This is a genomic window from Streptomyces sp. NPDC096152 (assembly GCF_044763235.1).
Taxonomy (GTDB): domain Bacteria; phylum Actinomycetota; class Actinomycetes; order Streptomycetales; family Streptomycetaceae; genus Streptomyces.
In genome coordinates, this window is the sequence record NZ_JBIWFW010000009.1 from 15,360 (window position 1) to 38,715 (window position 23,356).

23 protein-coding genes and 1 pseudogene are annotated in these 23,356 nt (G+C 72.9%); 9 read left to right on the forward strand and 15 right to left on the reverse strand.

The annotated features are described in order from the left end of the window. Positions 1-137 precede the first annotated feature (137 nt). Positions 138-2,255, forward strand: coding sequence for a M4 family metallopeptidase (locus tag ACIQ9G_RS28225; protein ID WP_403614899.1), 2,118 nt, complete (start codon positions 138-140; stop codon positions 2,253-2,255). 55 nt (positions 2,256-2,310) lie between these two features. Here the strand turns inward: ACIQ9G_RS28225 and ACIQ9G_RS28230 are convergent, their stop codons facing one another. Both ACIQ9G_RS28230 and ACIQ9G_RS28235 read right to left on the reverse strand, forming a co-directional pair. After that, positions 2,311-3,504, reverse strand: coding sequence for a glycoside hydrolase family 64 protein (locus tag ACIQ9G_RS28230; protein WP_403614902.1), 1,194 nt, complete (start codon positions 3,502-3,504; stop codon positions 2,311-2,313). 152 nt (positions 3,505-3,656) lie between these two features. After that, on the reverse strand, positions 3,657-4,277 hold the full coding sequence (locus tag ACIQ9G_RS28235; RefSeq protein ID WP_403614904.1) for an L-threonylcarbamoyladenylate synthase: 621 nt from the start codon (positions 4,275-4,277) through the stop codon (positions 3,657-3,659). A gap of 390 nt (positions 4,278-4,667) precedes the next feature. Between ACIQ9G_RS28235 and ACIQ9G_RS28240 the strand changes: the two are divergent. Beyond that, positions 4,668-6,213: pseudogene (locus ACIQ9G_RS28240) on the forward strand (helix-turn-helix domain-containing protein). A 235-nt stretch (positions 6,214-6,448) separates the two neighbouring features. On the opposite strand, the gene ACIQ9G_RS28245 reads toward ACIQ9G_RS28240, so the two are convergent. The 7 genes from ACIQ9G_RS28245 to ACIQ9G_RS28275 form a co-directional block, all read right to left on the reverse strand. Then, positions 6,449-7,681: a cytochrome P450 gene (locus ACIQ9G_RS28245; RefSeq protein ID WP_403614907.1), complete on the reverse strand. Its 1,233-nt coding sequence runs from the start codon at positions 7,679-7,681 to the stop codon at positions 6,449-6,451. Further along, positions 7,678-8,916, reverse strand: a complete 1,239-nt coding sequence (locus tag ACIQ9G_RS28250) for a cytochrome P450 (protein WP_403614910.1) — start codon at positions 8,914-8,916, stop codon at positions 7,678-7,680. The genes ACIQ9G_RS28245 and ACIQ9G_RS28250 overlap by 4 nt, the downstream gene beginning before the upstream one ends. Beyond that, entirely contained in the window at positions 8,913-9,518 is a 606-nt protein-coding gene (locus ACIQ9G_RS28255) for a GTP-binding protein (RefSeq protein WP_403614912.1), read from the reverse strand. The genes ACIQ9G_RS28250 and ACIQ9G_RS28255 overlap by 4 nt, the downstream gene beginning before the upstream one ends. Beyond that, positions 9,493-9,852: a DUF742 domain-containing protein gene (locus ACIQ9G_RS28260; RefSeq protein ID WP_392191239.1), complete on the reverse strand. Its 360-nt coding sequence runs from the start codon at positions 9,850-9,852 to the stop codon at positions 9,493-9,495. Before ACIQ9G_RS28260 ends, ACIQ9G_RS28255 begins: the two co-directional genes overlap by 26 nt. Then, positions 9,849-10,271, reverse strand: a complete 423-nt coding sequence (locus ACIQ9G_RS28265) for a roadblock/LC7 domain-containing protein (protein WP_403614914.1) — start codon at positions 10,269-10,271, stop codon at positions 9,849-9,851. The genes ACIQ9G_RS28260 and ACIQ9G_RS28265 overlap by 4 nt, the downstream gene beginning before the upstream one ends. Then, positions 10,268-11,863 (reverse strand): ATP-binding protein, encoded by a 1,596-nt coding sequence (locus tag ACIQ9G_RS28270; RefSeq protein ID WP_403614916.1) that lies wholly within the window; start codon positions 11,861-11,863, stop codon positions 10,268-10,270. The genes ACIQ9G_RS28265 and ACIQ9G_RS28270 overlap by 4 nt, the downstream gene beginning before the upstream one ends. Before the next feature lie 243 nt (positions 11,864-12,106). Then, complete coding sequence (locus ACIQ9G_RS28275) at positions 12,107-12,574, reverse strand: hypothetical protein (RefSeq protein WP_403614919.1); 468 nt, start codon at positions 12,572-12,574, stop codon at positions 12,107-12,109. Between the two features lie 503 nt (positions 12,575-13,077). On the opposite strand from ACIQ9G_RS28275, the gene ACIQ9G_RS28280 reads away from it, so the two are divergent. Both ACIQ9G_RS28280 and ACIQ9G_RS28285 read left to right on the forward strand, forming a co-directional pair. Next, positions 13,078-14,427, forward strand: coding sequence for a transaminase (locus ACIQ9G_RS28280; RefSeq protein WP_403614921.1), 1,350 nt, complete (start codon positions 13,078-13,080; stop codon positions 14,425-14,427). A 114-nt stretch (positions 14,428-14,541) separates the two neighbouring features. Beyond that, the gene (locus ACIQ9G_RS28285) at positions 14,542-14,982 is read left to right on the forward strand and encodes an Lrp/AsnC family transcriptional regulator (RefSeq protein ID WP_403614924.1); all 441 of its coding nucleotides are present in this window, start codon (positions 14,542-14,544) and stop codon (positions 14,980-14,982) included. A gap of 46 nt (positions 14,983-15,028) precedes the next feature. Here ACIQ9G_RS28285 and ACIQ9G_RS28290 read toward each other — a convergent pair whose 3' ends face one another. Continuing rightward, positions 15,029-16,159: a PP2C family protein-serine/threonine phosphatase gene (locus ACIQ9G_RS28290; RefSeq protein ID WP_403614927.1), complete on the reverse strand. Its 1,131-nt coding sequence runs from the start codon at positions 16,157-16,159 to the stop codon at positions 15,029-15,031. Positions 16,160-16,372: 213 nt separating this feature from the next. Between ACIQ9G_RS28290 and ACIQ9G_RS28295 the strand changes: the two genes are divergently transcribed. Continuing rightward, a complete protein-coding gene (locus ACIQ9G_RS28295) occupies positions 16,373-16,651 on the forward strand; it encodes a GlsB/YeaQ/YmgE family stress response membrane protein (protein WP_403614929.1) in 279 nt (92 codons plus the stop codon). Between the two features lie 150 nt (positions 16,652-16,801). Here the strand turns inward: ACIQ9G_RS28295 and ACIQ9G_RS28300 are convergent, their stop codons facing one another. Together ACIQ9G_RS28300 and ACIQ9G_RS28305 are read right to left on the reverse strand one after the other, a co-directional pair. Then, entirely contained in the window at positions 16,802-17,689 is an 888-nt protein-coding gene (locus ACIQ9G_RS28300) for a Gfo/Idh/MocA family protein (RefSeq protein WP_403614932.1), read from the reverse strand. A 127-nt stretch (positions 17,690-17,816) separates the two neighbouring features. Continuing rightward, entirely contained in the window at positions 17,817-18,050 is a 234-nt protein-coding gene (locus ACIQ9G_RS28305) for a hypothetical protein (protein ID WP_403614935.1), read from the reverse strand. 258 nt (positions 18,051-18,308) lie between these two features. Here ACIQ9G_RS28305 and ACIQ9G_RS28310 point away from each other — a divergent pair, with 258 nt between their 5' ends. Continuing rightward, positions 18,309-19,127: an SAM-dependent methyltransferase gene (locus ACIQ9G_RS28310; protein WP_403614938.1), complete on the forward strand. Its 819-nt coding sequence runs from the start codon at positions 18,309-18,311 to the stop codon at positions 19,125-19,127. Positions 19,128-19,224: 97 nt separating this feature from the next. On the opposite strand, the gene ACIQ9G_RS28315 is transcribed toward ACIQ9G_RS28310, so the two are convergent. Continuing rightward, positions 19,225-20,145 (reverse strand): helix-turn-helix domain-containing protein, encoded by a 921-nt coding sequence (locus ACIQ9G_RS28315; RefSeq protein ID WP_403614940.1) that lies wholly within the window; start codon positions 20,143-20,145, stop codon positions 19,225-19,227. Positions 20,146-20,241: 96 nt separating this feature from the next. Next, positions 20,242-20,472 carry a DUF397 domain-containing protein gene (locus tag ACIQ9G_RS28320; protein WP_356193584.1) on the reverse strand — a complete coding sequence of 77 codons (231 nt, stop codon included), beginning with the start codon at positions 20,470-20,472 and terminating at the stop codon, positions 20,242-20,244. Between the two features lie 212 nt (positions 20,473-20,684). On the opposite strand from ACIQ9G_RS28320, the gene ACIQ9G_RS28325 reads away from it, so the two are divergent. Then, positions 20,685-21,251, forward strand: coding sequence for an ATP-binding protein (locus tag ACIQ9G_RS28325; protein WP_403614943.1), 567 nt, complete (start codon positions 20,685-20,687; stop codon positions 21,249-21,251). A gap of 23 nt (positions 21,252-21,274) precedes the next feature. Then, complete coding sequence (locus ACIQ9G_RS28330) at positions 21,275-21,820, forward strand: hypothetical protein (RefSeq protein ID WP_403614945.1); 546 nt, start codon at positions 21,275-21,277, stop codon at positions 21,818-21,820. A gap of 109 nt (positions 21,821-21,929) precedes the next feature. On the opposite strand, the gene ACIQ9G_RS28335 is transcribed toward ACIQ9G_RS28330, so the two are convergent. After that, positions 21,930-22,655: an oxygenase MpaB family protein gene (locus tag ACIQ9G_RS28335; RefSeq protein ID WP_403614947.1), complete on the reverse strand. Its 726-nt coding sequence runs from the start codon at positions 22,653-22,655 to the stop codon at positions 21,930-21,932. A gap of 428 nt (positions 22,656-23,083) precedes the next feature. On the opposite strand from ACIQ9G_RS28335, the gene ACIQ9G_RS28340 reads away from it, so the two are divergent. Further along, positions 23,084-23,329, forward strand: coding sequence for a WhiB family transcriptional regulator (locus ACIQ9G_RS28340; protein WP_356193508.1), 246 nt, complete (start codon positions 23,084-23,086; stop codon positions 23,327-23,329). Positions 23,330-23,356: the final 27 nt, after the last annotated feature.

Here is a 23,356-nt window from a genome sequence, read left to right on the forward strand (position 1 = left end):
CACGTGGTCACGCACCGCACCCGCACCGCTGAGCTCTTCCCGGACGGCACATCCGTCTGTCCGGTCTGTCACCGGCCGCTCTCCCCGCGGCCGCAGCAGTAGGAGTACGAGTGAGACGTCTTCCCCACAGACGGGGCATGGTCGGAGCCGCGCTGGCTTCCACCGCGGCCCTTCTTGCCGTCGGAATCCAGTCGGTCCCCGCGGCCGCCCAGGCCGCCCAGGCCTCCGGCGCGCACCCCAGCCCGCTCCGCACCGGGGGTCTGGAGGCCAAGCTCAGCCCCGCCGAGCACTCCGCGCTCATGGAGAGCGCCAAGGGCAAGACCGCCGCCACCGCCCGCACCCTCGGGCTCGGCGCCAAGGAGAAGCTGGTCGTCAGGGACGTCGTCAAGGACAACGACGGCACCCTGCACACCCGTTACGAGCGCACCTACGCGGGCCTGCCCGTGCTCGGCGGTGACCTCGTCGTGCACACCCCGCCCGCCTCCGTCGCCAAGGGCGCGGTGAGCACGACCTTCAACAACAAGCACGCCATCAAGGTCGCCTCCACCACGGCCGTCTTCGCCAAGTCCGCCGCGGAGTCCAAGGCGCTGAAGGCCGCGAAGGCCCTCGACGCGAAGAAGCCCGCCACGGACGGCGCGCGCAAGGTGATCTGGGCCGGCAACGGCACCCCGAAGCTCGCCTGGGAGACGGTGGTCGGCGGTCTCCAGGACGACGGCACGCCCAGCGAGCTGCACGTCGTCACCGATGCCACCACGGGCAAGGAGCTGTACCGGTACCAGGCGGTCAACACCGGTATCGGCAACACCCGGTACAGCGGCCAGGTGAACCTGACGACGACGCTGTCCGGTTCGACGTACACGCTGAACGACGGCGCGCGCGGCGGCCACAAGACGTACAACCTGAACCACGGCACCTCGGGCACGGGCACGCTGTTCTCGCAGTCCTCCGACACCTGGGGCGACGGCACCACGTCGAACGCGGCTACCGCGGGCGCGGACGCGCACTACGGCGCGGCGGTCACCTGGGACTTCTACAAGAACACCTTCGGCCGCAGCGGCATCCGCAACGACGGCGTGGCCGCCTACTCGCGGACGCACTACGGCAACGCGTACGTCAACGCGTTCTGGGACGACACCTGCTTCTGCATGACCTACGGCGACGGCTCGAACAACGCCGACCCGCTGACCTCGCTGGACGTGGCCGGCCACGAGATGAGCCACGGTGTCACCTCCAACACCGCGGGCCTGACCTACTCCGGTGAGTCCGGCGGCCTGAACGAGGCCACCTCCGACATCTTCGGCACCGGCGTGGAGTTCTACGCCAACAACAGCTCCGACGTCGGCGACTACCTCATCGGCGAGAAGATCGACATCAACGGCAACGGCACCCCGTTGCGCTACATGGACAAGCCCAGCAAGGACGGCTCCTCGGCCGACAGCTGGTACTCCGGTGTCGGCAACCTGGACGTGCACAACTCCTCGGGTCCGGCGAACCACATGTTCTACCTGCTCTCCGAGGGCAGCGGCACCAAGACCATCAACGGCGTCACCTACAACAGCCCGACGTCGGACGGCGTCGCCGTCGCCGGCATCGGCCGCGCAGCCGCGCTGCAGATCTGGTACAAGGCGCTGACGACGTACATGACGTCGAGCACCAACTACGCCGGTGCCCGCACCGCGGCGCTCAACGCGGCCGCCGCGCTCTACGGCACCAGCTCCACCCAGTACGCGGGCGTGGGCAACGCCTTCGCCGGCATCAACGTCGGCAGCCACATCACCCCGCCGGGCGGCGGAGGCGGCACCTGCACCAGCACCCAGCTGCTCAGCAACCCGGGCTTCGAGTCCGGCGCCACCGGCTGGACGTCGACCAGCGGTGTCATCACCACCGACACCGGTGAGGCCGCCCACAGCGGCTCCTACAAGGCCTGGCTCGACGGCTACGGCTCCTCGCACACCGACACCGTGTCCCAGTCGGTGACGATCCCCGCGGGCTGCAAGGCGACGTTCACCTTCTACCTGCACATCGACACCGCGGAGACCACCACCAGCAGCCAGTACGACAAGCTGACGGTGACCGCCGGTTCGACGACCCTCGCCACCTACTCGAACCTGAACGCGGCCTCCGGCTACGTCCAGAAGTCCTTCGACCTGTCCTCGCTGGCGGGCTCGACGGTCACGCTGAAGTTCAACGGAGTCGAGGACTCCTCCCTGCAGACCAGCTTCGTCGTGGACGACACCGCCCTGACGACCAGCTGATCGACGCATCGAGGTCCCGCACCCGGAAGCCGTTCGGGTGCGGGACCTCCGCATGTCAGCTCAGCGGATCCAGGGTCAGGTACGCCTGCTGCGGGGCGCCGTCGTGGACCAGCGACTCCTGGTTGCCGACGTCGTCGAAGGCGAAGGCATAGGCCTTCCCGTCGGCCATCTGCCCGTGGATGAGGCGGGCGTAGTGGTTGGTCACCGCGTCCTGGTAGAAGTTCGCGGCCGAGCCGTCCGGCTGATTCGGGTTCACCAGGAGCGTGGAGCGGTTGAAGCCCGCGCACAGGGTGCGCGAAATGGGCCCCCGCACCGCGTCGTTGGGCGCGTCCAGCAGCTTGTGGCAGCCGAAGACGCTGTCGGCGTCCGGCTTGTGGAAGCTGGTGACGACGGCGCCGGAGCCGTCGGTGAAGTTCATGACGTCGCCCGAGACCCGCCCGAAGTAGCGCGTTCCCGGCCGGTCGGCGAAGGGGGTGACGGTGAGCGTGGTACCGGCGTACTTCTGCCAGACGCGGTTGACGTAGTCGTCCATCACACCGGCCGGCAGGGACCCGGACTCCAGGCCGTGCCCCGGGGAGAGCGCGCGCAGCACCGTGCCGTCGGACCGCGTCTGGATCAGGCCGCCCCAGCCGCCGCCCTGCGCGCGCAGGGAGTCGAACACGGCGTGGTAGCCGCCCGCCTTCAGGTGGCCGGTGCTGACGGTGGTTCCGTCGGCACGCCGGACGCCCACCGCGTAGGGCGCGGAGAACATGTCGACCTGGGTGCTGTTGAGCCACAGCCCGGAGTCGTCGAGCGTGTACTCGGACCAGTTGAAGAGGATGTCGCGGTTGGGGTCGCCCGGGTTCTGCACGGCCGGCTGCACCAGACCGCCGGTCGTCAGTCCGAACACGAGCTTCTGCCCGTAGGAGAAGTAGATCCGGCCGGAGAATCTGGGGATCCGGATGGTCCTGGACTGCCCGGTGGCAGGCCCCGGGATCGACGCGTCGGGAGCGGGGGTCGGCGGGTTTCCGCCGGCCGGCCACGCGTGGAACACGCCGCCCTCGTCCGCCCAGCCCTGCTGACCCGTCGTCAGGGACGTGCCCAGGTCGTAGAGGAAGAGCGGGTCGCCGCGGCCGGAGCCGTTGGTGATCGTCAGGGGGATGGTGGCGGGCACCGCGGCGTCCGCCGGGGCCGGTGCCGCGAGTCCCGCCAGGGCGCCGAGCAGCACGGCCGCCCCGGTCGCCGCCAGAGCCTTGAGTCCGTTGAGCACGCTCCACCTCCGTGGGGGTTGGGATACGGAGTTGGTCCGTACCTGAAGTGAGAGCGCTCTCAGCGTCCCGGCAGGACGCGCACATGTCAATGGAGGGCGCGGCGGTGCGCGAGCGGACCCCGTCCGCTCAAGTCCGTTGCGCCGGCGGGCCCTTACTCGAACAGCGAGGTGTCGCCCGCGCCCCGCCGTACGATCTCGGCCTCGCCGCCGGAGAAGTCGATGACCGTGGTCGGCTCGGTGCCGCACTCGCCGCAGTCGACCACCGCGTCCAGCACATGGTCGAGCCGGTCCTTGATCTCCCAGCCCTGGGTCATCGGCTCGTCCTCGTCCGGCAGCAGCAGCGTGCTCGACAGCAGCGGCTCCCCGAGTTCGGCGAGCAGGGCCTGGGTGACGACGTGGTCGGGGATGCGCACCCCGACCGTCTTCTTCTTCGGGTGCAGCATCTTGCGCGGCACCTCCCGGGTCGCCGGCAGGATGAAGGTGTAACTGCCGGGCGTGCACGCCTTGATGGCGCGGAAGACGTCGTTGTCGATCCGTACGAACTGGCCGAGCTGCGCGAAGTCCTGGCACACCAGAGTGAAGTGGTGACGGTCGTCCAGGTGGCGGATCGCGCGGATCCGCTCGATGCCGTCCCGGCTGCCCAGGCGGCAGCCCAGGGCGTAGCAGGAGTCGGTCGGGTACGCGATCAGCGCGCCCTCCCGCACACTGTCGGCCACTTGGCCGATGGCCCGGGGCTGGGGATTGTCGGGGTGCACGTCGAAGTACTTCGCCATTCACCGAGCTTATGCCGTACGGCGGCGGTTGCCACGCAGGAGGGTGCCGAGCGGCCACCGCGCCCGCCGCGCGGCGCCGGTTCCGCGGGGCGCACCCGGCCCGGAACGGCCTTCGATCAGGTCGACGCACATGATCTTCACCCACAGGTGCGTATGCGGCGGACTTCGGGGCATCAGACCTCTGTACCGCCCGGGTACTCGCCCCCCGATCCCCGGGCGTGCGGCTTCGCCGGCCGTCACCTCCCCCCGTGACCCGCCGGCGAAGCCGCCGTACCCACCCTCCGTGCCCGCGTGCCCGGCGCGCCCAAGACCGGCGCCCCGCGAGGCCCCCTGGTAACGTCCCCGACCGGATCAGCCGAGGTCGACGCGACGGACGAGGAGAGGGCCGACATGGCCGGCGGAGGGGACGGAGCCGTCGGGGCATCCGGTCGGGAGAGCCACGACACGCCATGGGCGCAGGAGCTTCTCGACCAGCTGCGGCCGACCGGGCGCGACGTGCGCAAGGTCGTGGCCTGGCTCGCCGGGGCCGTGCACGGGACCGCCTGCCTGCTGGACGGCACGGGCGCCCTCCTCGCCGGACAGCCGGTGCCCCTGGATCACGGCCTGGACGAGAGCCTGGTCGCGGACGTCGTCGCCGGCCGCATCGCCTCCGCCGCACTGGAGGACGGCGGCCGTCATGTGCGCCTGGTGCGGACCGGGCCCCCGCAGCCGTCCGCGGCGAGTGTGCTGGCCGTCTCGCGTCCGGTCCCGTTCGACCGCCGGAGCGCCGAGATGGTCACCCACACGGCCGCTGTGGTCGAACTGCTGCTGCGGGCACACGAGACGGCCGTGGCCGGGCGCCGGCTCGCACAGGCGACGGCCGCCCTGCGGCTGGCGATCCTGCAACTGCTCATGGTGGAGGACACCGTCTCCGCCCGCCGGGTCGCCGCGGGCCTGTGGCCCGGCCTCCTCGACACGGACACAGCCTGCGTCTACGTCATGGAGACCCACCGCGGCGAACGCGACCGGCTCGCCGCCGACTGCCTGGACGCGACGGACGGCCGGGCCCTGGTCGTGCTCTGCCCGGCGGTCGACGAGCACGTGATCGTGGTCGCGCCGGTCGAGACCGTCGGAGGGGAGCTGCGCTGCCTGGCCGGCGAACGCCCGCGCACGTACCTCGGCGGCAGCGCCCGGCACAGCCTCGCCCGGACCGCCACGGCGTACGGTCAGGCCGTGAGCGCGCTCGCGGTCGCCCGGTTCCGCCCGGACGGCGCGGCCGTCTACGCCGAGCGCACCCACCCCGAGCGCCTGATGGACCCGGGCGCGCTGCACGCCTGGTCGGTACGGCTGCTGCGTCCGCTGGACGCCCTGCCCCACCACACCCGCGCCGAACTGCTCGCCACCACCCGCCTGGGCCTTGAGTTCACCGCCGTCAACACGGCCAAGGTGCTCGGCGTGAGCCGCAACACCGTCCGGGCCCGGATGGAGCGGGTGGAGGGGCTGCTCGGCACGGACTTCTCCCACCTCACCGCGCGGGCCGCCGTGCACCTCGCCCTGAACACCCAGGCCGCCCTCGGGCACCACCGCGCCGGCGATCCGGCGCCGCGGCCGGGCGCGGTCCGTTTCGGGGACCTGCTGGCCGGGACGGCGCTGCGCTCCTGGGCGGACGACCTCCTCGGCCGTCTGACGGCGGACGCCCGCGACCTGCGCGGCACGCTGCGCGCCTGGATCGCCGCCGGAGGCAACGCCGAGCGCGCCGCACAGCTCCTCGGCGTCCACGCCCAGACCGTCCGCGAGCACGTGCGAGGCGCCGAACCCGTCCTCGAACGCCAGCTCCTCGCCGCCGGCAGCGACCTGTACGAGGTCGTCCTGGCCCATCTGACGGTGGGTGACCTGGATCCACCCGCCCTCGACCGGCCCGAATAAGGGCAATCCGGACTCACTTGTGCACGGGTGAGCCCTCCGCGCGTCCGAAAGGGCACCGGCGCGGTACCCAACGGCCGAAGGAGCCCCGTAGGTTCGACGCGCCGCCGCGCCCAGCGCGGCCGGCCCGCGCGAGCGGAGGCAGGACCGGAACGGGGGACCGGTCCGGCCTCCGCCGGAGCGCCGGACACCCCCCGAGCCGCCGCCCGCGTCCGACGGCCCACCGGGCCGCGCGGCACCGCGCCCGGCGCCCGTGGTCCGCGCGGTGCTCAGCCCCCCGGCCGCACCGGCACCTCCTGCCAGCCGAAGGCGATGAAGGACGGCACCTGCCGCAACCCGTCCGCCCCGGCGGCCAGCCGGAGGTCCGGGAAGCGGTCGAAGAGGGCGGGCAGCGCGGTCAGGGCCTCCATCCGGGCGAGCGGAGAGCCGATGCACCGGTGCACGCCGATCCCGAACGCGAGATGGTCGTCGGCCCCCCGCCCGGCGTCGAACACGTCGGCGTCCGGTCCGTAGTGCGCGGGATCGAGGCCCGCCGCCGCGTACGTCGTGATGATGGCGTCGCCCGCCGGGATCGTCACGTCCCCGACGGTCAGGTCGCTCACCGCGAACCGCAGCGGCAGGGAGGCGAGCGAGGGGTGCACGCGCAGCGTCTCCTCCACGACGGCGTCCCAGCCGGTCTCCCCGCCGCGCACCCTCGCCAGCTGCTCCGGGTCGCGCAGCAGGGCGACGACCGCGTTGCCGATGAGGTTGACCGTGGTCTCGAAGCCGGCGCCGATCACCAGCAGCAGCGTGTACAGCAGCTCCTCGTCGCCGAGCCGGTCGCCGTCCTCGTCCCGCACCCGGATCAGCTCGGTCGTCATGTCGTCACCGGGGTGCTCCCGCTTGTGGGCGATCAGCGCCCCCAGCACGGTGCCGATCTGCCGCTGCACGAACGCGGCGTGCTCCGGGGTCGGGTCGGAGGTGTCCATGATGGCGGCGACCAGCCGCGCGGTGTCCTCCCGCAGCGCGTCCGGCACCCCGAACAGCTCGCAGATCATCCGCATCGGCAGCGGATGCGCGAAACGGGCCCGCAGGTCCACCACCTGCCCGCCGGCCCCGGCGGCCGCCACGGAGTCCAGCAGCTCCGCCGTGATCGCCTCCACCCGGGGCCGCATCGCCTCGGTGCGCCGGTGGGTGAAGCTCGGCGCGACCAGCTTGCGCAGCCGCGCGTGGTCGGATCCGTAGGTGGAGAGCATGTTCACCACGCCCACCCAGCCGAGGATCCAGCCCCACGACGGGTGCGCGCCCACCTCCGGCCACAGCTTCCAGTGCCGCCGCGGGTCCCTGCTGACCCGCGGGTCGAGGATCAGGTCCTTGAGGGTGGCGTAGTCGGTGGGCGCCCAGGCCGGGATGCCGCCGGGCAGCTCCACGGGCACCACCGGGCCGAGGGCGCGCAGCCGGGCGCACTCGGCGGGGATGTCGGCGCCGAACGGGTCGAGGGCGATTCGGTCGGTCACGGTCACGGCGACTCTCCTGGCTGGTCGGGGGAGCGGGGGCTGAACCGGACGGGCAGGGACGTCAGGGAGCGGTGGAAGGGGCCCGGCCGCCAGGTCAGCCGCTCGCGGGGCAGCACCGGCTCCAGGTCGGGCAGCCACTGGGTGAGCCGCTCGACGGCCTCCGTGGCGATGAGCAGCGTGTGCTGCTTGACCGGGCAGGCGTGCGGGCCCGCCGACCACGACAGGTGCGAGGCGTCGTTCGGGTGGCGGCCCCCGGTGACCTCCTCCTCGGCGAAGTGGCCGAGGGCCCCGTAGGAGACGACCATCGGGACCGCGGCCCTGATCCACACGCCGTGGAAGGTCAGCGCCCGGCGCGCGAAGTGGACGCCGTAGTTCGCCAGCGGCGTCTCGTGGTGCAGCACCTCCACCACGGCGTCCATCACCGGACGGGCGCCGCTGGTGAGGGTGGAGTAGTACTCCGGGTTGCCGAGGACGCGGGACAGCGCGTTGGACACCAGGTTGGCGGTGGGCTCGTGGCCCGCGCCGAGCGTGAGGAACACCTGCCAGGTCACCTCCTCGGGGCTGAGCCGCGCCGGGTGGTCCAGCAGCCAGCTCGGCAGGTCGTCGCCGCGCCGCTCCGCCTTGGCGGCGATCAGCCCCAGCACGTACCCGCCGAACTCCTCCTCGCCCTCGGCCGCCTGGGCGCCGCCCTCCATCATCTTGCCCAGCGCCGCGTTCAGCCGGTCGCTCTGGCTGTCCGGCAGCCCGAACAGGCTGTTGAACACCAGCGCCATCAGCGGCCGGGCGAAGTCGGTCACCAGATCGGCCTCGCCCCGCGGACCGATCCGCCCCACCAGCAGGTGCACCGCCCGGTGCACCCGGGCCCGCAGGTCGTGCGGCTCGACCCGGTCGAAGGTGTCGATCAGCGAGGTGCGGTAGCGGACGTGGGCGGCCCCGTCCGCCCACAGGGTGTTGGGCCGCCAGCGCATCATGCCGAGGATCGGGGAGTCGTCCGCGACCGTGGCCTCCCACGTCCGGGAATCGTGCGAGAACGTCTCCGTGTCGTGCAGCAGGTCCAGCGCGGCCCGCCGGTCGGTGACCACGTACGCGGGCACGCCCGGCGCCAACTCGCCCCAGCCGACGGGGCCCTGGGCGCGCAGCGCCGCGTAGTAGCGGTACGGGTCCAGCGCGAAGCCGTCCTCCCACAGCCGCACCGGCGCGGAGAGGGAGAAGGCCCGCTCGGCGGGGGAGGAGGTGGTCACCGGCGCTCCGCGGGGTGGCGTTCGATCAGGTGCTGGACGAGGGCGAGCAGCGCCTCGATCGAGGAGTTGGTGTCCCGGGCGTCACAGGTCACCAGGGGGGTGCCCGGCTCCAGGTCCAGGGCCGCCCGCAACTGCTCCTCGGTGTGGTGGCGCGGCGCGTCGGGGAAGGCGTTGAAGGCCACCGCGTACGGCAGACCGCTCTCCTCCACCAGGCCGAGCACGTCGAACGACGCGTCCACGCGCCGGCCGTCGACCAGGACGAGGGCGCCGAGCGCCCCGTAGGCGATGTCGTCCCACAGGGAGCGGAACCGCTCCTGCCCGGGCGTGCCGAACAGATAGAGGACGATCCCGCCCGGCAGGCTTATCCGCCCGAAGTCGATCGCCACCGTCGTCGTCGACTTCTCCCGCACCCCGGCGAGGTCGTCCACCCCGGCGGACGCCTCGGAGAGCTGCTCCTCGGTGTGCAGCGGGCGGATCTCGGAGACGGAGTCGATGAGCGTCGTCTTGCCCACCCCGAAGGGACCCGTGACAAGGATCTTCACCAGGTCGCGGGCGGTGTCGGGCAGGTGGATGCCGCTAGTGCTTGAGGGCGCGGAGGCCATCGGCGACTCTCTTCAGCAGGTCGGGGGCGAACCGTTCGGCGGGCGGGACCGGCTCGCGGGCCAGCACCAGATCACGGTCGATCAGGTCGCCGGCCAGGACACGGACGGCACAGACCGGCAACTCGAGCAGGGCCGCCGCCTCCACCACCGTGAGCGAGCCGCCGTCCAGGACGTCGAGCAGGGCGAGCTGGGCGGCCGGCAGACCGGCGGGCGGGGGCCCGCCGGCCCGGGTGAGCACCGACAGCCGTTCCAGGTGCGGCCGGCTGGGCCGGGCCACACCCCCGGTGGACAGGTACGCGGGGACGAGAGGCCGGCCGCCGCGGCGGCCGGTCATGCCGGCGCGCCGCCGTCGGCCTCTCGGGGCGCGGCCGCCATCGCCTTCTCGCCCAGCCGCGCCACCTGGGAGTGGACGCGGTGCGCCAGCAGGTCCAGGCGCACCTCCGGGTCCCCGTAAGCGGCGACACAGGTGCCGTGGTCGGTCGGGACGATCAGGACGTAGCCGTGGTCCGACTCGATCACCACCTGCCGCACCTCGGCCCGGTCCCGGTCGGCGAACGCGGCCGCGGCCGTACGGCACGCGCCCTGCACGGTGCTGGTGATCGCGGCCACCCGCTCGGCCGAGGGCTGCGAGAGCGCGTCGGTGTACCCGGTGGCGAGTCCGTCCCGGGTGAGCAGGACGGCGGCCACGACATGCGGCACCTGCAGGATCGGGTCCAGCACCCATGCCGTGTCGCCTGCCTCGCGGCTGGTCATCGAGCCGCTCCCCCTTCGTGGTCGGTCGTGTGCCCGATCGTCTGATCGGCGTGTTCGGTGTCTTCGGTGTCTTCTGTGCGATCGGTACGGCCGGGCCGCTCGGTGTGAGGGCTCCGGCCGGCCGGACCGGTGGCGGGCGCCGCTTCGCCGTCCTGTCCCCGCTCCGGTACGGGGCCGGGCCGCGGCCCGGTGCGGGGCCCGGGTTCGGCGACGGCGGCGCCGGAGCGCGCGGCGGCGGTACCCGACTGCAGGGCGCCGAGCGCGGCCGCGGCCACCTCCGGTCGGCGGGCCGCGGGCCGCGGAGCGGCGGAGGCGGTCGCCGGGCCCGCGGGCCGGGCGGTCCCGGCCGCCGGGGAGGCGGCCCGGGTCCGGCGGCGCCGTTGCGGCAGGCCGCCCGCGGCCTCGGGCGGTGTGTGCTGTTCCGGCGTGCCGGACCGCGCCTCGTCCTCCTGCTCCGTGCCGCGGGAGTGCACGGCACGGGCGGCGCCCGCGTCGGTGGTGCCGTCCGGTGCCCCGGTCCGGCGGGTGGAACGCGGCGCGCTCGCCGCCGGCGGCCGCCGGCCGGGGTCGATACGGCTGAGCAGATGGCTGTCGATCCGCAGGACCGCCCGCACGCCCCCGTAGGGAGAGGGCGAGGAGACGTCGACGCCGAGGTCGAACTGCCGGGTCAGCTGACCGATCGCGGCGAACCCCATGCGCGGCGGATCGCCCAGCTCGGTCAGCAGGATCGGGTCGGTTCCGGCCACCAGCCGCTGGGCACGGGCCCGTTCCTCCTGCGTCATGCCGAGCCCGGCGTCGTCGACCGTGACGCAGACGCCGTGGTGGACGTGTTCGAGATCGACGACGACGTCGGTGTCGGGCGACGAGTGCCGCAGGGCGTTGTCCAGGAGTTCGGCGACGATGATGGCGACGGGCTCGACGGCGTGGGAGACGAGAGCGGTGCCCGCCGCGAGGTGGTTGTTGACCCGCACCCGGTGGTAACCGGCCAGCCGTGCCTGGCCACCGGTCACCGCGTCCACCAGGTGCGACTCCTCACGGGCCAGGCCGACCCACGCCCCGCACACCACCGCAGCGACCTGCGCCCGGCGCAGCGACTGCTCGTTCTCGTGGTCCAGCGCGAACAGGGTCTGTGCCAACTCCGGTTCGTCGTAGCGCTGCTGCAGCCCGCGCAGGGCGTCCTGCAGCCGGTACAGGGCGGCCTGGATCTCCCGGGTCGCACCCCGCATCCCGGCCTGTGCGGCGGCGTCGATCCGGAGGCGCTGGGCGGCCAGCTCGGCGTCCAGCGCGTCCAGCGCGTCGGCCAGCGCGGTGCCGAACGGCGTTCCGGCGAGCTGCGGCCGCAGCGGACCGGGCACGGTGACGTGCGGATGCGCCGACTGCCGGGCGGCGGCCGGGATCCGCTGGGCCGCGAGGTGCGCGACCTCGGCGGTCAACGCCCCCTCGACGTCGTCGAGTCGGGCGCGCAGTACGCCGGCCCGCTCCCGGTGGGACGCCTGCCGGCGGCGGGAGCTCAGCAGGGCGGCGCCGAGCGCGAGCGCGGACAGCGTTCCGGCGGCGAGACCACCGGCCACCAGGTCCGGTAATTGGATCATGGAATAGGTCCCACAAGGCATCGGTCGGGGCTGAGTCCGCGGCTCTTCGGGTGAGGCGCTCGCAGCACAGTACACGCAGCCGTTGGCCCGTATCGCGCGGCCGATGCGAACTTCCTTGTGTGAAGCGCTGGTTGATCTTTCCTTCTGTGCCGACTGTCTGAATTGCCGTACTGACAGGCAGAGTTGATGTCACGACAGAAAGGCCGTCCGGGCCGCCGACCCGCCCCACGGGCCGCCGTCGCGTCACTCGCCGCACAGGGGCGTCAGGGTGGAGAGGGTTTCGCTCGCCTGGCGCAGCGCCATCTCCAGGGCCAGGGGCTGATGCAGGGAGCCGCTGCCGTCGGGCGGGATCAGCCACTCCAGGGAGCGGGCGGGCCGGTAGGGCGGGGGCATGGCGACCCAGGAGCCCCTGGTCGCATGGCGCACCCCGGATCCGATCCACCGGTCCGCCGGGTCCGGAGGCAGCAGGAAGCCGACCCGGTGGGCGGCCGTGTCCACCAGCGTCGGCCCGGGGGCGGGCAGGGCGAAGCGCCAGAGTAGGTCCAGGGTCAGCAGCCCCAGCCGGTCCGGCACGCTCAGCACGTCCCAGAAGCGGCCGGCCTCCAGCAGCGCGATGCCGTCTCCCTGGTCCCACGCCCGTTTGCACGCCCGGGGATCCAGTGCGGCCGCCGCCAGCCACTCCACGCCGTCCTTCCAGCCCGCACGGGTCATGTCCGCTCCTATGTGGTCCGTCGGTTCCGCCGGGCCGTCCGATGTCCGTCCGCCAGTCCGCCAGTCCGCCAGTCCGTCGGTCCGTCGGTCGGTTCGTCGGTTCGTCGGTCCGTCGGTCCGTCGGTCCGTCGGTCCGTCGGTCGGTTCGTCGGTTCGTCGGTCCGTCGGTCGGTTCGGCGGTTCGTCGGTCCGGCGTTCGGTGAGGGCGGGAATGGACCGGGCGGGCGTGCGCCTCTCGGCCGCACACCGACCCGGCATATGCATGTTGGTAGATATTTCTATGCGCCGGAAGGGGTGGCGCGGCCTGGCGCTTCCGTCCAGGTTGTTCGAGATCCGGCACCGCGTTCGACAGCCGAGAGGGAGGGGCGCGACCGTCCCCCCGAGCAGTGACACGTGAATCGATTGTCGCGGCGATCGAATCTGAAGCTGAGCCTTGCTCAGTCGACGATTTCGATCGTACGATCGAGGGCATCCCCCTGCTGTCGACCCTTCCGGGACACCCCATGGACCGCACCCGCCTGCACCAGCTGCTCGCCCGCGAGGCCGCCGAGGCCGAGCGGCGCAACCCGCGGTCGAAGGCCGCATATGACCGGGCCGAGCACCTCTTCGGCCGGGTGCCCATGACCTGGATGAACAAGACCGCCGGCGCCTTCCCGCGCTACCTGGACAGCGCCCGGGGGGCCCGGATCACCGACATCGACGGGCACGAGTACATCGACTTCTGCCTCGGGGACACCGGCGCCATGGCGGGCCACTCGCCCGCGGCCGTGGCCGACGCCGTACGGCACCGGTACGCCGAGGCCGGGGGAGCGACCGCGATGCTGCCCACCGAGGACGCCGAGTGGGTCGGCGCCGAACTGACCAGGCGGTTCGGGCTCGCGCGCTGGAGCTTCTCGCTCACGGCGACGGACGCCAACCGCTGGGCGATCCGCCTCGCGCGCGCGGTCACCGGCCGCCCGAAGATCCTGGTCAACAGCTACTGCTACCACGGCAGCGTCGACGAGTCGCTCATCGTCGTCGGCCCGGACGGTCACGGCACCGCCCGTCCCGGCAACGTCGGCGCACCCTGCGACGTCACCCTGACCAGCCGGGTCGCGGAGTTCAACGACCTGGAGCAGCTGGAGCGCGAACTCGCCCACGGGGACGTCGCCGCCGTACTGATGGAACCGGCGCTGACCAACATCGGCATCGTGCTGCCCGAGCCGGGCTACCTGGCCGGCGTGCGCGAGCTGACGCGGCGGTACGGGACCCTCCTCGTCAACGACGAGACGCACACCTTCTCCGCCGGACCGGGCGGCTGCACCGCGGCCTGGGACCTGGAGCCCGACCTGCTGACCATCGGCAAGGCGATCGGCGGCGGCATCCCGGCGGGCGCCTACGGCCTGTCCGCCGACCTCGCGGACCGCCTCCTCGGCCGCGCCGACCTGGACCTGGTCGACATGGGCGGTGTCGGCGGCACCCTGGCGGGCAACGCGCTCTCGGTGGCCGCGATGCGGGCCACGCTGGAGCACGTGCTCACCGACGAGGCGTTCGCCCGCATGGCGAAACTGTCCGAGCGGTTCGAGGCCGGAGTGCGGGCGGGCGTCGACGCCCAAGCGCTGCCGTGGTCGGTGAGCCGGCTCGGCGCCCGGACCGAGTACCGCTTCGCCGACCCGGCGCCGCGCACCGGCACCGAGTCGGAGGCCGCCGCGGACGCCGCGCTGGAGGACTTCCTCCACCTCTACCTGGCCAACCGGGGCATCCTGCTCACCCCGTTCCACAACATGGCCCTGATGTGCCCCGACACCACCGAGCAGGACGTCGACGCGCACACCGGGCTCTTCGCCGCCGCCCTGGCCGAACTGAACGGCTGAGCGGCGCCGTCAGGTCCTGTCGCCGAACTCCCGCCCGCCGTGCGGGCGGACGACGGGAGTCCGACGACAGGACCTAGGCTGACGGGCAGCCGCCGCAGAGGGAGAACGACACACGTGGACGAGATCGACCGGGCCATCCTGCGCGAACTGCAGACCGACGGGCGCATCGCGTACGCGGACCTCGGACCCAGGGTCGGCCTGTCCGCGTCCGCGGCCCGCCAGCGGCTCCAGCGCCTGCTCGACAGCCGGACCGTGCAGGTGGTCGGGGTGACGGACCCCATGGCCATGGGCGGGCAGGCGATGGCGCTGCTCGGCATCGCCGTGGACGGCGACCCGCGCGAGGTCGCCGACGAACTCGCCCGGCGCGCCGAGGTCGTCTACTCGGTCCTGACCTCCGGCGGCTTCGACCTGTTCGTCGAGGTGGTCACCCCGGGACCGCGGGACCTGCTGGACTTCCTCAACGACGTGGTGCGCCCCATCGAGGGCGTCCGGCAGGTCCAGTCGTTCCCCTACTTCGGCATCCACACCCACCGGTTCCTCTGGGACGTCGGCTGACCCGCCGCCGTCCTCAGGGGGGCGGCCCCGGGCGGGCCGCAGGCCGTCACACCCCCGGCCCTCCGCCGTCCGGCGGCCGGGGTGCGAGGACGAGCATCGTCACGTCGTCGCGGACCGTGCCGCAGTGCGCGAGAACGTCGGCCAGCACACGGTCGGCCAGCACCGCCGGGTCGGCGTCCGCCAGCCGGGGCAGCCGGTCGAGCAGGGGATAGAACGTGCCCCGCGCGTCCCGCGCCTCGGTGACCCCGTCCGACGACAGGAACAGGACGTCCCCCGGACGCAGCAGCACGGTGTGGCCGTCCTGCCGCGGGACGCCGTCGGACAGGCCGAGACCGAGCGGGGTCCACGGCGCGACCTGGATCTCGGTGGCCTTCCCGTCGCGCAGCAGTACGGGCGGCGGATGCCCGCAGCTCACCACCCGCACCGCCTGCCCGTCGCCGGAGAACTCCAGCAGTACGGCGGTCGCGAACAGCTCCGGGTGCCGGTCCTCCTCCACGTCCGCCACCAGCCGGCGGTCCAGGGCGGCCGCGACCGCCGAGAGGTCCGGCCGGTCGAGGACCGCCTCCCGGAAGGCCCCCAGCAGCGAGGCGACGGTGGACACCGCCGCCAGGCCGTGCCCCTGCACGTCGCCCATGACCGCCCGCACGCCCCGGGAACCGCGCCGCACGTCGAAGAAGTCGCCGCCCACCAGCGTCCCGCGCTGCGCGGCCCGGTACAGCCCCGCGCAGCGCACCGGTCCGACCCGCTCCGGCACCGGCGGGACCACGGCGCGCTGCGCCGCCTCGGCCACCGTGCGCTCCAGGTCCAGCTGTGCGTCCCTGCGACTGCGGACGTACGACACGAAGATGCTCAGGACGGCGACGAAACCGATGGTCTCCAGGTCGGTGTTGCCGGGGTGGTTCAGGTGCAGCGGCGGCACGTTGAACACGACGATCACCAGGCCGCCCAGCAACGCGGTACCCAGCGGCCCGTACGACAGCACCGCCAGGGGCGGGATCGCGCCCAGCAGGAAGCCGATGTCGAGCGGATCGGGACTGACGAGCGTGGCCGCGCACACCGCCACGACCAGCGCGACGGGCAGCGCCCGGACCCAGCGCGGCGGCGGCGCGCCCCGCAGCCAGCCCCGCCGGGCCGGATCGGGGGCCCGGCGGGGCAGCACCCCGGAAGCCTTTCGCACACCACCACGCTGCTACGCCGGAACGCCTTCCGCACGCCGAGCCCCGCTCGGCCTCCCGTCCCGGGCCCGGGCGGCCGTGGCCCCGGGCCACCGGCTCGGCATGGGCGTCGGTCGACGTAAATCCGTCTCGCAGGTTTGTCTTCGTCCGTTGTGTGCATCCGATAAAGGCGCGCAACGAAAGCGCACGCACTTTCGACGAACCATGGAGGAGAAGTGGGCATCATCGCCTGGATACTGATCGGCCTGCTGGCCGGTGCCATCGCCAAGCTGCTCCTTCCGGGCAAGGACCCGGGCGGCATCATCATCACCATGCTGATCGGCATCGCGGGCGGCCTGCTCGGCGGTTGGCTCGGCAAGGTCATCTTCGGCGTCGACTCGATCGACGGCTTCTTCGACCTGTCGACCTGGATCGCCGCGATCGTCGGCTCGCTGATCCTCCTCGTGCTGTACCGGATGCTCACCGGCAACCGAAGCTCCCACCGGCACGCCTGAGGTGCGTGACCGCGCCCGCCGCCCGCATCGGGCACCGGGCGACCGGGCTCCTGTGGCCGGGCTGCACTCGTCAGCCCGGCCACACGCGTGTCCGCCCTCCGCCCCGGCCGTCCGCGGGACCGCCGCCGGCCCGTGGGGCGGCGGACGTCCTCAGTCGGTGCGGTCCGCCAGCAGGGCCTCGGCCGCCGCGAGTATCTCGGTGACCCGCAGGCCGAACGCCGCGTCGCACGGGTGGGGACGCCCGGTACGGGCGGCGGCCAGCAGGGCGTCCGTCGCCCGCCGGAAGGCGGGGAGCGCGCCCGTGGAGCTCTCGGGCAGGAGTGCCACCCCGGCCTCGCCCCGCAGTTCCACGGTGGCGCCGGCCGCCGCCGGGGGAGCGGTGAGGCTCAGGGTCAGGGTGCTCGACGCGTCGCCGACGTGGTCGAGCACCACATGCACCGTGTCCCCGGGGCCGTAGGCGGCTGCCGTCACGCGCCGCACGTCGCCCAGCACCGGCAGCAGCACCGACAGGGCGTGCGGACCCACGTCCCACAGGGCGCCCTTCTCCCGCCGCCACGGCGAGTCCGCGAACGGGCTGTCCCCGGTGAACACCGCGCCGAGCCACTGCGCCCGCGCCGTGAACCAGCCGTCGCGGTCCGCCTGTTCGGCGATCCAGGCCTCCGGCCCGGGCTGAAAACGGGCGGTGAAGAAGACCACCGACGCGACCCCGGCCTCCCGGACGGCCTCGACGACGGCGCGCGCCCTCGGCACGGTCGCGGCCAGGGGCTTGTCGAGCAGCAGATGGCGTCCGGCCCGGGCGGCCCGCACCGCCAGGCCGGCCTGCACGTCCGGCGGGAGCGCGACGGCGACGGCGTCCACCTCGGCCAGCAGCGCGTCGACATCGTCGTAGGCCCGAGTGCCGTGCTGTCCGGCGAGTTCCTTGGCGGCGGCCGTGCGGCGCCCCCATACACCGGCGAACTCCACTTCGCCGTGCCCGCTCAGGGCCGGGGCGTGGACCATCCGTGCCCAGGGGCCGGTACCGAGCAGTCCGATGCGCATGCCGCTGCCTCTCCGCTGTGCCGAACAAGGTCACGACCGCCCCATGAGGGCCGGTCGTGACCGAGCGTGGCACACCCGGGAGGCGACGGGCAGGGCCGCCGCCGAAGGCGACGGCCGGCGCCCGGGCTCAGGCGGCGCGGGGCTCCCGCGCCGCGGAGGCGTCGTCCGTCCCGGTCGCGGCGGGGGCCTCGTCGCCCCCGTCGCTCCCGCGTCCGCCCGGGATCAGACGCAGATGCCTGCGGTGGGCGGCATGACGGCGACGCACCGGAGCGGAAGCGAACACGCGCTCCTCGATGCGGTCCATGACCAGCAGCAGAACGGACAGGAACGGAAGCAGCAGACAAGCGATGCAGACGAGCACGACAACCCCTCGGCCGGAACACGAATCGGGTGCTCCGTACGGGGCCGTTGATGGGTCCCCGGACGTGAAGAAACTGTGATGACAGGGGTGCCGGCGTGAGGGTTGTGGTTCTGTTCCGGCTGTCGTGAGGGGGCCGGCATCCCTCGTCGAAGTGTCCTTCGTCCGTGGACTGGTTCGGCCGAATGAGGGCTCCCTAGGATGTACTCTCAGTCATGCCAGCCCAGTTGGCGCGCTCGAATCGGCGATTCTGGGGGATCGATGCACACGGAGAACCGGCTGTCCACGAAGATCGACGAGAACGTGCCGACGGCTGCGCGTATGTACGACCACTACCTGGGCGGGAAGGACAACTACGCCGCCGACCGCGCGGCGTGCGAGCAGCTCGACCAGGTCGTTCCCAGCACCCGCCGGCTCGCCCTGAACAACCGGCGCTTCCTGCAGCGGGCCGTGCGCACCCTGTCGCAGGAGTACGGGATCCGGCAGTTCCTCGACCACGGGTCGGGGCTGCCCACCCAGGACAACGTCCACCAGGTCGCGCAGCGCATCGACCCCACGACCCATGTGGTCTACGTGGACAACGACCCGATGGTCCTGGTGCACGGCCGCGCCCTGCTTCAGCAGGACGAGCGCACCACCGTCATCCACGCCGACCTGCGGCAGACCGACGAGATCCTCTCGCACCCGGACACCGAGCGCCTGATCGACTTCGACCAGCCGGTGGCCGTGCTGTTCAACTCGGTCTTCCACTGCATCCCGGACAGTGACACCGACGGGCCCCTCGCGGTCGTCGAGCGTGTCCGCGAACGACTCGTGCCCGGCAGTGTGATGCTGATGTGCCAACTGGTCAGCGAGGACCCCGAGGTGCGCGAGTTCGTCACCAACTTCATGGACCAGGCCACCCAGGGCCACTGGGGCCGGGTGCGGCAGGAGAAGGACGTCGCCGAGTGGTTCGACGGCCTGGAAGTCCTCGAGCCGGGGCTGGTGGAGGTGTCCACCTGGCGTCCCGACACCGAGGTGGCGCCCCGTCAGCTCACCCATGAATGGGTCGAGTTCGGCGGCATCGGCCTGGTTCGCTAGCGGACCGGACAGCGGTACGGCGACAGTGAGACGCCCCTCCTGAGCACCGACGGTGCTCCCGCGAGGGGCGTCTTCGAGCCGAGGGACGTCCCCGTACTCACGAAGCGGGGTAGCGCTCCTCGATCGTCCTGCGGAGCAACGCCACCGACTCCTGCGGCGTCAGCGCCTCGTCGGCCAGCCGGTCCAGCGCGATCCGGTACTCCTCCGTCTCGTCGCGGTCCTCCAGGAAGTTGGCGCTCCTGATGTGCTCCAGATAGACGACGTCCGGGAGGTCGAGACCGCCGAAGCGGAGATACGTGATCGGGATGGCGGGCGCGGAGGCGTTGGTCACGTCCAAGGGGATGATCTGCACGGTCACGTTGGGCCGCTGCGCCATCTCGACGAGGTGCGCGAGCTGCCCCCGCATCACGTCACGACTGCCCAGGACCCGCAGCAGGACGGACTCGTCGATGACCGCCCACAGTTGCGGGGCGTCGGAGCGCATCAGCAACTGCGCCCGGCGCATGCGCAGTTCGACCCGGCGCTGCACCTCGCCGGCGGACGCCGTCGGCAGGCCGCGCTCCACCACCGCCCGGGTGTAGTCGGCGGTCTGCAGCAGGCCGGGAACGTACTGGATCTCGAAGGTGCGGATCGCCGCGGCCGCTTCCTGCAGGCCGACCAGACGGTCGAACCACTCGGGCATCAGCCGCTTGTCGTAGCGCTGCCACCAGCCCGGCTCGCCGGCCCGCTGCAGCAGCTTGAGGAGGACCGAGGACTCGTACTCGTCCGTGCCGTACAGCTCCAGCAGCGCGCGGACGTCGGTCTCCGCCGGCGGGCGGCGGCCCTTGCCCGATTCGATGCGCGAGAGCTTGGCCGCGCTGAACCCCAGGGCGCGCGCCGCCTGGTCCTGGGACAGGGCGGCATCCTCGCGAAAGCCCGCCAGCTGGACTCCGACCAGCAGCTTCAGCAGAGTCGGAGCCGGCTCGGACCGGTCCAGATAAGGTTCGAGACGGGAGAGGCGATGCGACTCGGCGGACATCCTGACTCCCAGTAGACCGGCAGACTTGAGGGTTACACTATCGCACCGGTCCGCCACGGACCGCATCCGCTCGCAAGTCGGCATCTCCCCTCCGCTTCACAGCAGATGGTCGAACTCGCCCTCCTTGGCGCCCGCCAGGAAGGCGCGCACCTCCGCCGGGGTGTAGACCAGTGCGGGGCCGTCCGGGTCACGGGAATTGCGCACGGCTATGCCTCCGTCGACCAGAGTGGCCACCTCCACGCAGTTGCCCTCGGCGTTGCTGTGCCGGCTCTTGATCCAGCGGGCGTCCAGCGAACTGGCCCGCACTCCGTTCCGCACTGGTGGCACCACCGCAGTCTCCTTGCTGTTCCCGTTCGTTCGTGCGACGTGCTCGCCGCGTCGGAAGGGGCGCGGCCGCCGCTCGGCGGGCCCTCTCCTCCCGCGCACTTTCGCGAGAAATTTCTCGTGCAATTGCACGCGAGCGCTGTCAGCGTGGATAATAGCCGTGGCGTCAACCCCCGTGCTGGCGCCGTTCGGTGACGTCGCATCAGGGAGATGCCGTGCCCTCACCTGCGAGCCAGGAGCTCGGAACGTGGAGCGCAGTCGCGTCGTGGACCGGCGAGCCGGCCGTGCCCGACCGCCGCGCCCGAGGCGGGGCGGCCGCCACCCTGAGCGCGACGTCCTCGGGGGAGTCGAGCGGCGTCGAGGCCGCACTCGAGTCCGCCACGCTGCGGATCGAGTGCGGCCGGGAGGGGTTCGCCCGGGTTCGGGAGTTCACCCGCGCCACGCTGCGGAGCTGGTCGCTCGAGCACCGCGCGGACGACGCCACCCTCGTCGTGACCGAACTCGCCGCCAACGCCGCGACCCACGCGGTGCCCTGGACCCCGGCGGGCGAGGCGGACGTGTGGCTCCGTCTCGCGCTCGAAGACGCTCATCTGGTGCTCAGCGTCCACGACCCCTGCGACAGCCGTCCCGTCGCCGCGCCCGTCTCCGGCTCCGACCTCGAGGAACACGGGCGAGGACTGTGCATAGTCGACGCCCTGGCGGAGGAATGGGGCTGGGCCCCGCACCCTCCGACCGGCAAGACCGTCTGGGCGAAGCTGCCCACCTTCCCCGCCCCCTCATGACCGCCGCGGAAAGGCCCTACGCCATGCGCACCGCACCGACGGAGCAGCCGAGTACACAGCGCACCGACCACGCCACGCCGTCCGGCGGGGTGGCCAGGACGGCCCCCCTCGCGGCGCTGGGCCAGGTGCCCTGGCGCGACATCAAGGACTCCACCGGCTCGGCAGCCGCCGTACCCCTGCTGCTCACCAGCGTGGCCTGGGGCGACGCGGAGACCGCCCGGGCCGCGCTGGACGATCTGAAAAAACGCATCTGCCAGTACGGCTTCGTCGTGGAACAGGCCACCGCCGCCACGGTGCCGTTCCTTTGGGAGCTGGCCCAGCTGCCCCGCGTGACCTGCCGGGCGCAGATCATCCGCCTGCTCCGGAGCATCGCCGGTGCCCGGCAGTGGGAGAGCGTCGCCGCCGTCTACCCCAAGTTGCTCAACCACTCGGAGAACCCCGTGGTGTGGGAGCGGCGGGCGCGCCAGGCCGTACGGGCCCGCAGCGGTGCGCTGGCTTCCCTACGGGCCGAGGAGGACGCGGAGATCGCCCGGGCCACGACGGAGCTGGCCGACGCCCTCGCGGAGTGAACCCCGGGCCCGGCCCGCGGCGATCGCTCCGGGCGGGGCGCCCACCACCGCGCACGCCGGCCGTGGAGCACGCCGGGCGGCCCGCCCGGCGTGCTCCACGGCCCCGGGACTACGAGGTCGGGGCCGGAGGCGTCAGGGCCCAGCGGATGCCGCGGGTCACGGCGGTGCCGAGCGGCCTGACGCACAGGCTCTCGGCAGGAGGCACCCGGGGCAGCCACAGCGCGCGCGAGGCCCGGACGGGCAGGAGCGAGACGGCGTTGGCGGCGATCAACCCGTACGGCACGCGGGCCAGGAGCGGCACGGGCGGGTTCAGCAGCAGGAAGCCTGCCGCGCCGCGGGCCTCGCCGGTCGCCCGCAGCTCGCCCCGGTAGGCGGCCATCCGCCCGGCCGGCTCCGCGCGGTCCGTCGGAGGGTCGGGCACGCCGAGCGCGGCGGCGATGTGCGCCATGTCCGCCACGTACGCGTCGCAGCCCGCGTCGTCCAGTGGACGGGCCCCGTAGCGCTGGTGGGCCCGCAGGAAGCTGTCGGCCTCCGCGATGTGCACCCGGCACAGCAGGTGGGGGTCGGCGGCGTGATACGGCCGTCCCTCCGCGGTCGTCCCCCGCACGGGTCGTGGACGGCGCGGACCCGCGCGCAGGCCTCCCGGGCGCGGTCGGCGGGGCCGTAGGTGGTTTTCCGCCAGGAAGGCGCTGGTGCGCTGCAGCCGGCCCCAGGGGTCGCCCCGGTAGCCCGAGTGCGCGGCCACGGCCGCCATGGCCGGCGGGTGCAGGGACTGGAGCAGCAGCGCCGACAAACCTCGGATGAACATCGAGCCGTCGCCGTGCACCCTCCGCACGGGCCGATCGGGCCCGAATCAGCGAGGGCCGGGGCTGCCGTGGATGCGGGACCGCCGGGCAGGGCCCTCCGGCCCCGCCACCCGGGCGAAGATCTTCTTGCCGAGCCGCTACCGCAGCGTGAGGTCTTCGGTCGGGATGAGTCTCATGCGTGCTCTGTCCTCCCGTGCTCGTCTTGCGTGCCGCTCACCCCAATCTTGGCTCATCGCCCGAAAACCACCTATATTGCGGATACCTCTGCCGGGTCGTGCGGCGGTCTGCCGCCGCCGACGGGAGCTGCCCGGACACGGGCCGAATTTTCTGCGGAGGACCCGGTGAGTGTGACCCGATGGAGCGAGCACGGCGGGTGGCCCCGTCGTGCGGTGACCGCCAGACCCCCCATGACCGGGATCCGGCTGACCGCCGGCCCCGGCATGACCGGGATCCGGCCATGAACTGGCGGGACCGCGGAGCCTGCCGCTTCGAGGACCCCGAACTGTTCTTCCCGCTAGGGGAAAACGGTTTGTCGCTGCGGCAGATAGAACGGGCCCGCGCGGTGTGCCACCGATGCCCGGTGCTGCGCGAGTGCAGGGCGTGGGCCCTGCGCAACAGCGAGTACGACGGTGTCTGGGGCGGCATGACCGCGGGGGAGCGCCGCGCGGTGGCGCGGCGGAGGGCCGAGGACCGCGGTCGGTGAGAACCGACGGGCCCCTGGGGTCGATCG

What these genes read in the sequence shown, in the direction of transcription:
- ACIQ9G_RS28310 (WP_403614938.1), top strand. Translation starts at nt 18,309, where the DNA reads ATGCACACGGAGAACCGGCTGTCCACGAAGATCGACGAGAACGTGCCG.
- ACIQ9G_RS28255 (WP_403614912.1), bottom strand. Translation starts at nt 9,518, where the DNA reads ATGGCCTCCGCGCCCTCAAGCACTAGCGGCATCCACCTGCCCGACACC.
- ACIQ9G_RS28340 (WP_356193508.1), top strand. Translation starts at nt 23,084, where the DNA reads ATGAACTGGCGGGACCGCGGAGCCTGCCGCTTCGAGGACCCCGAACTG.
- ACIQ9G_RS28235 (WP_403614904.1), bottom strand. Translation starts at nt 4,277, where the DNA reads ATGGCGAAGTACTTCGACGTGCACCCCGACAATCCCCAGCCCCGGGCC.
- ACIQ9G_RS28260 (WP_392191239.1), bottom strand. Translation starts at nt 9,852, where the DNA reads ATGACCGGCCGCCGCGGCGGCCGGCCTCTCGTCCCCGCGTACCTGTCC.
- ACIQ9G_RS28225 (WP_403614899.1), top strand. Translation starts at nt 138, where the DNA reads ATGGTCGGAGCCGCGCTGGCTTCCACCGCGGCCCTTCTTGCCGTCGGA.
- ACIQ9G_RS28275 (WP_403614919.1), bottom strand. Translation starts at nt 12,574, where the DNA reads ATGACCCGTGCGGGCTGGAAGGACGGCGTGGAGTGGCTGGCGGCGGCC.
- ACIQ9G_RS28265 (WP_403614914.1), bottom strand. Translation starts at nt 10,271, where the DNA reads ATGACCAGCCGCGAGGCAGGCGACACGGCATGGGTGCTGGACCCGATC.
- ACIQ9G_RS28300 (WP_403614932.1), bottom strand. Translation starts at nt 17,689, where the DNA reads ATGCGCATCGGACTGCTCGGTACCGGCCCCTGGGCACGGATGGTCCAC.
- ACIQ9G_RS28270 (WP_403614916.1), bottom strand. Translation starts at nt 11,863, where the DNA reads ATGATCCAATTACCGGACCTGGTGGCCGGTGGTCTCGCCGCCGGAACG.
- ACIQ9G_RS28330 (WP_403614945.1), top strand. Translation starts at nt 21,275, where the DNA reads ATGCGCACCGCACCGACGGAGCAGCCGAGTACACAGCGCACCGACCAC.
- ACIQ9G_RS28315 (WP_403614940.1), bottom strand. Translation starts at nt 20,145, where the DNA reads ATGTCCGCCGAGTCGCATCGCCTCTCCCGTCTCGAACCTTATCTGGAC.
- ACIQ9G_RS28280 (WP_403614921.1), top strand. Translation starts at nt 13,078, where the DNA reads ATGGACCGCACCCGCCTGCACCAGCTGCTCGCCCGCGAGGCCGCCGAG.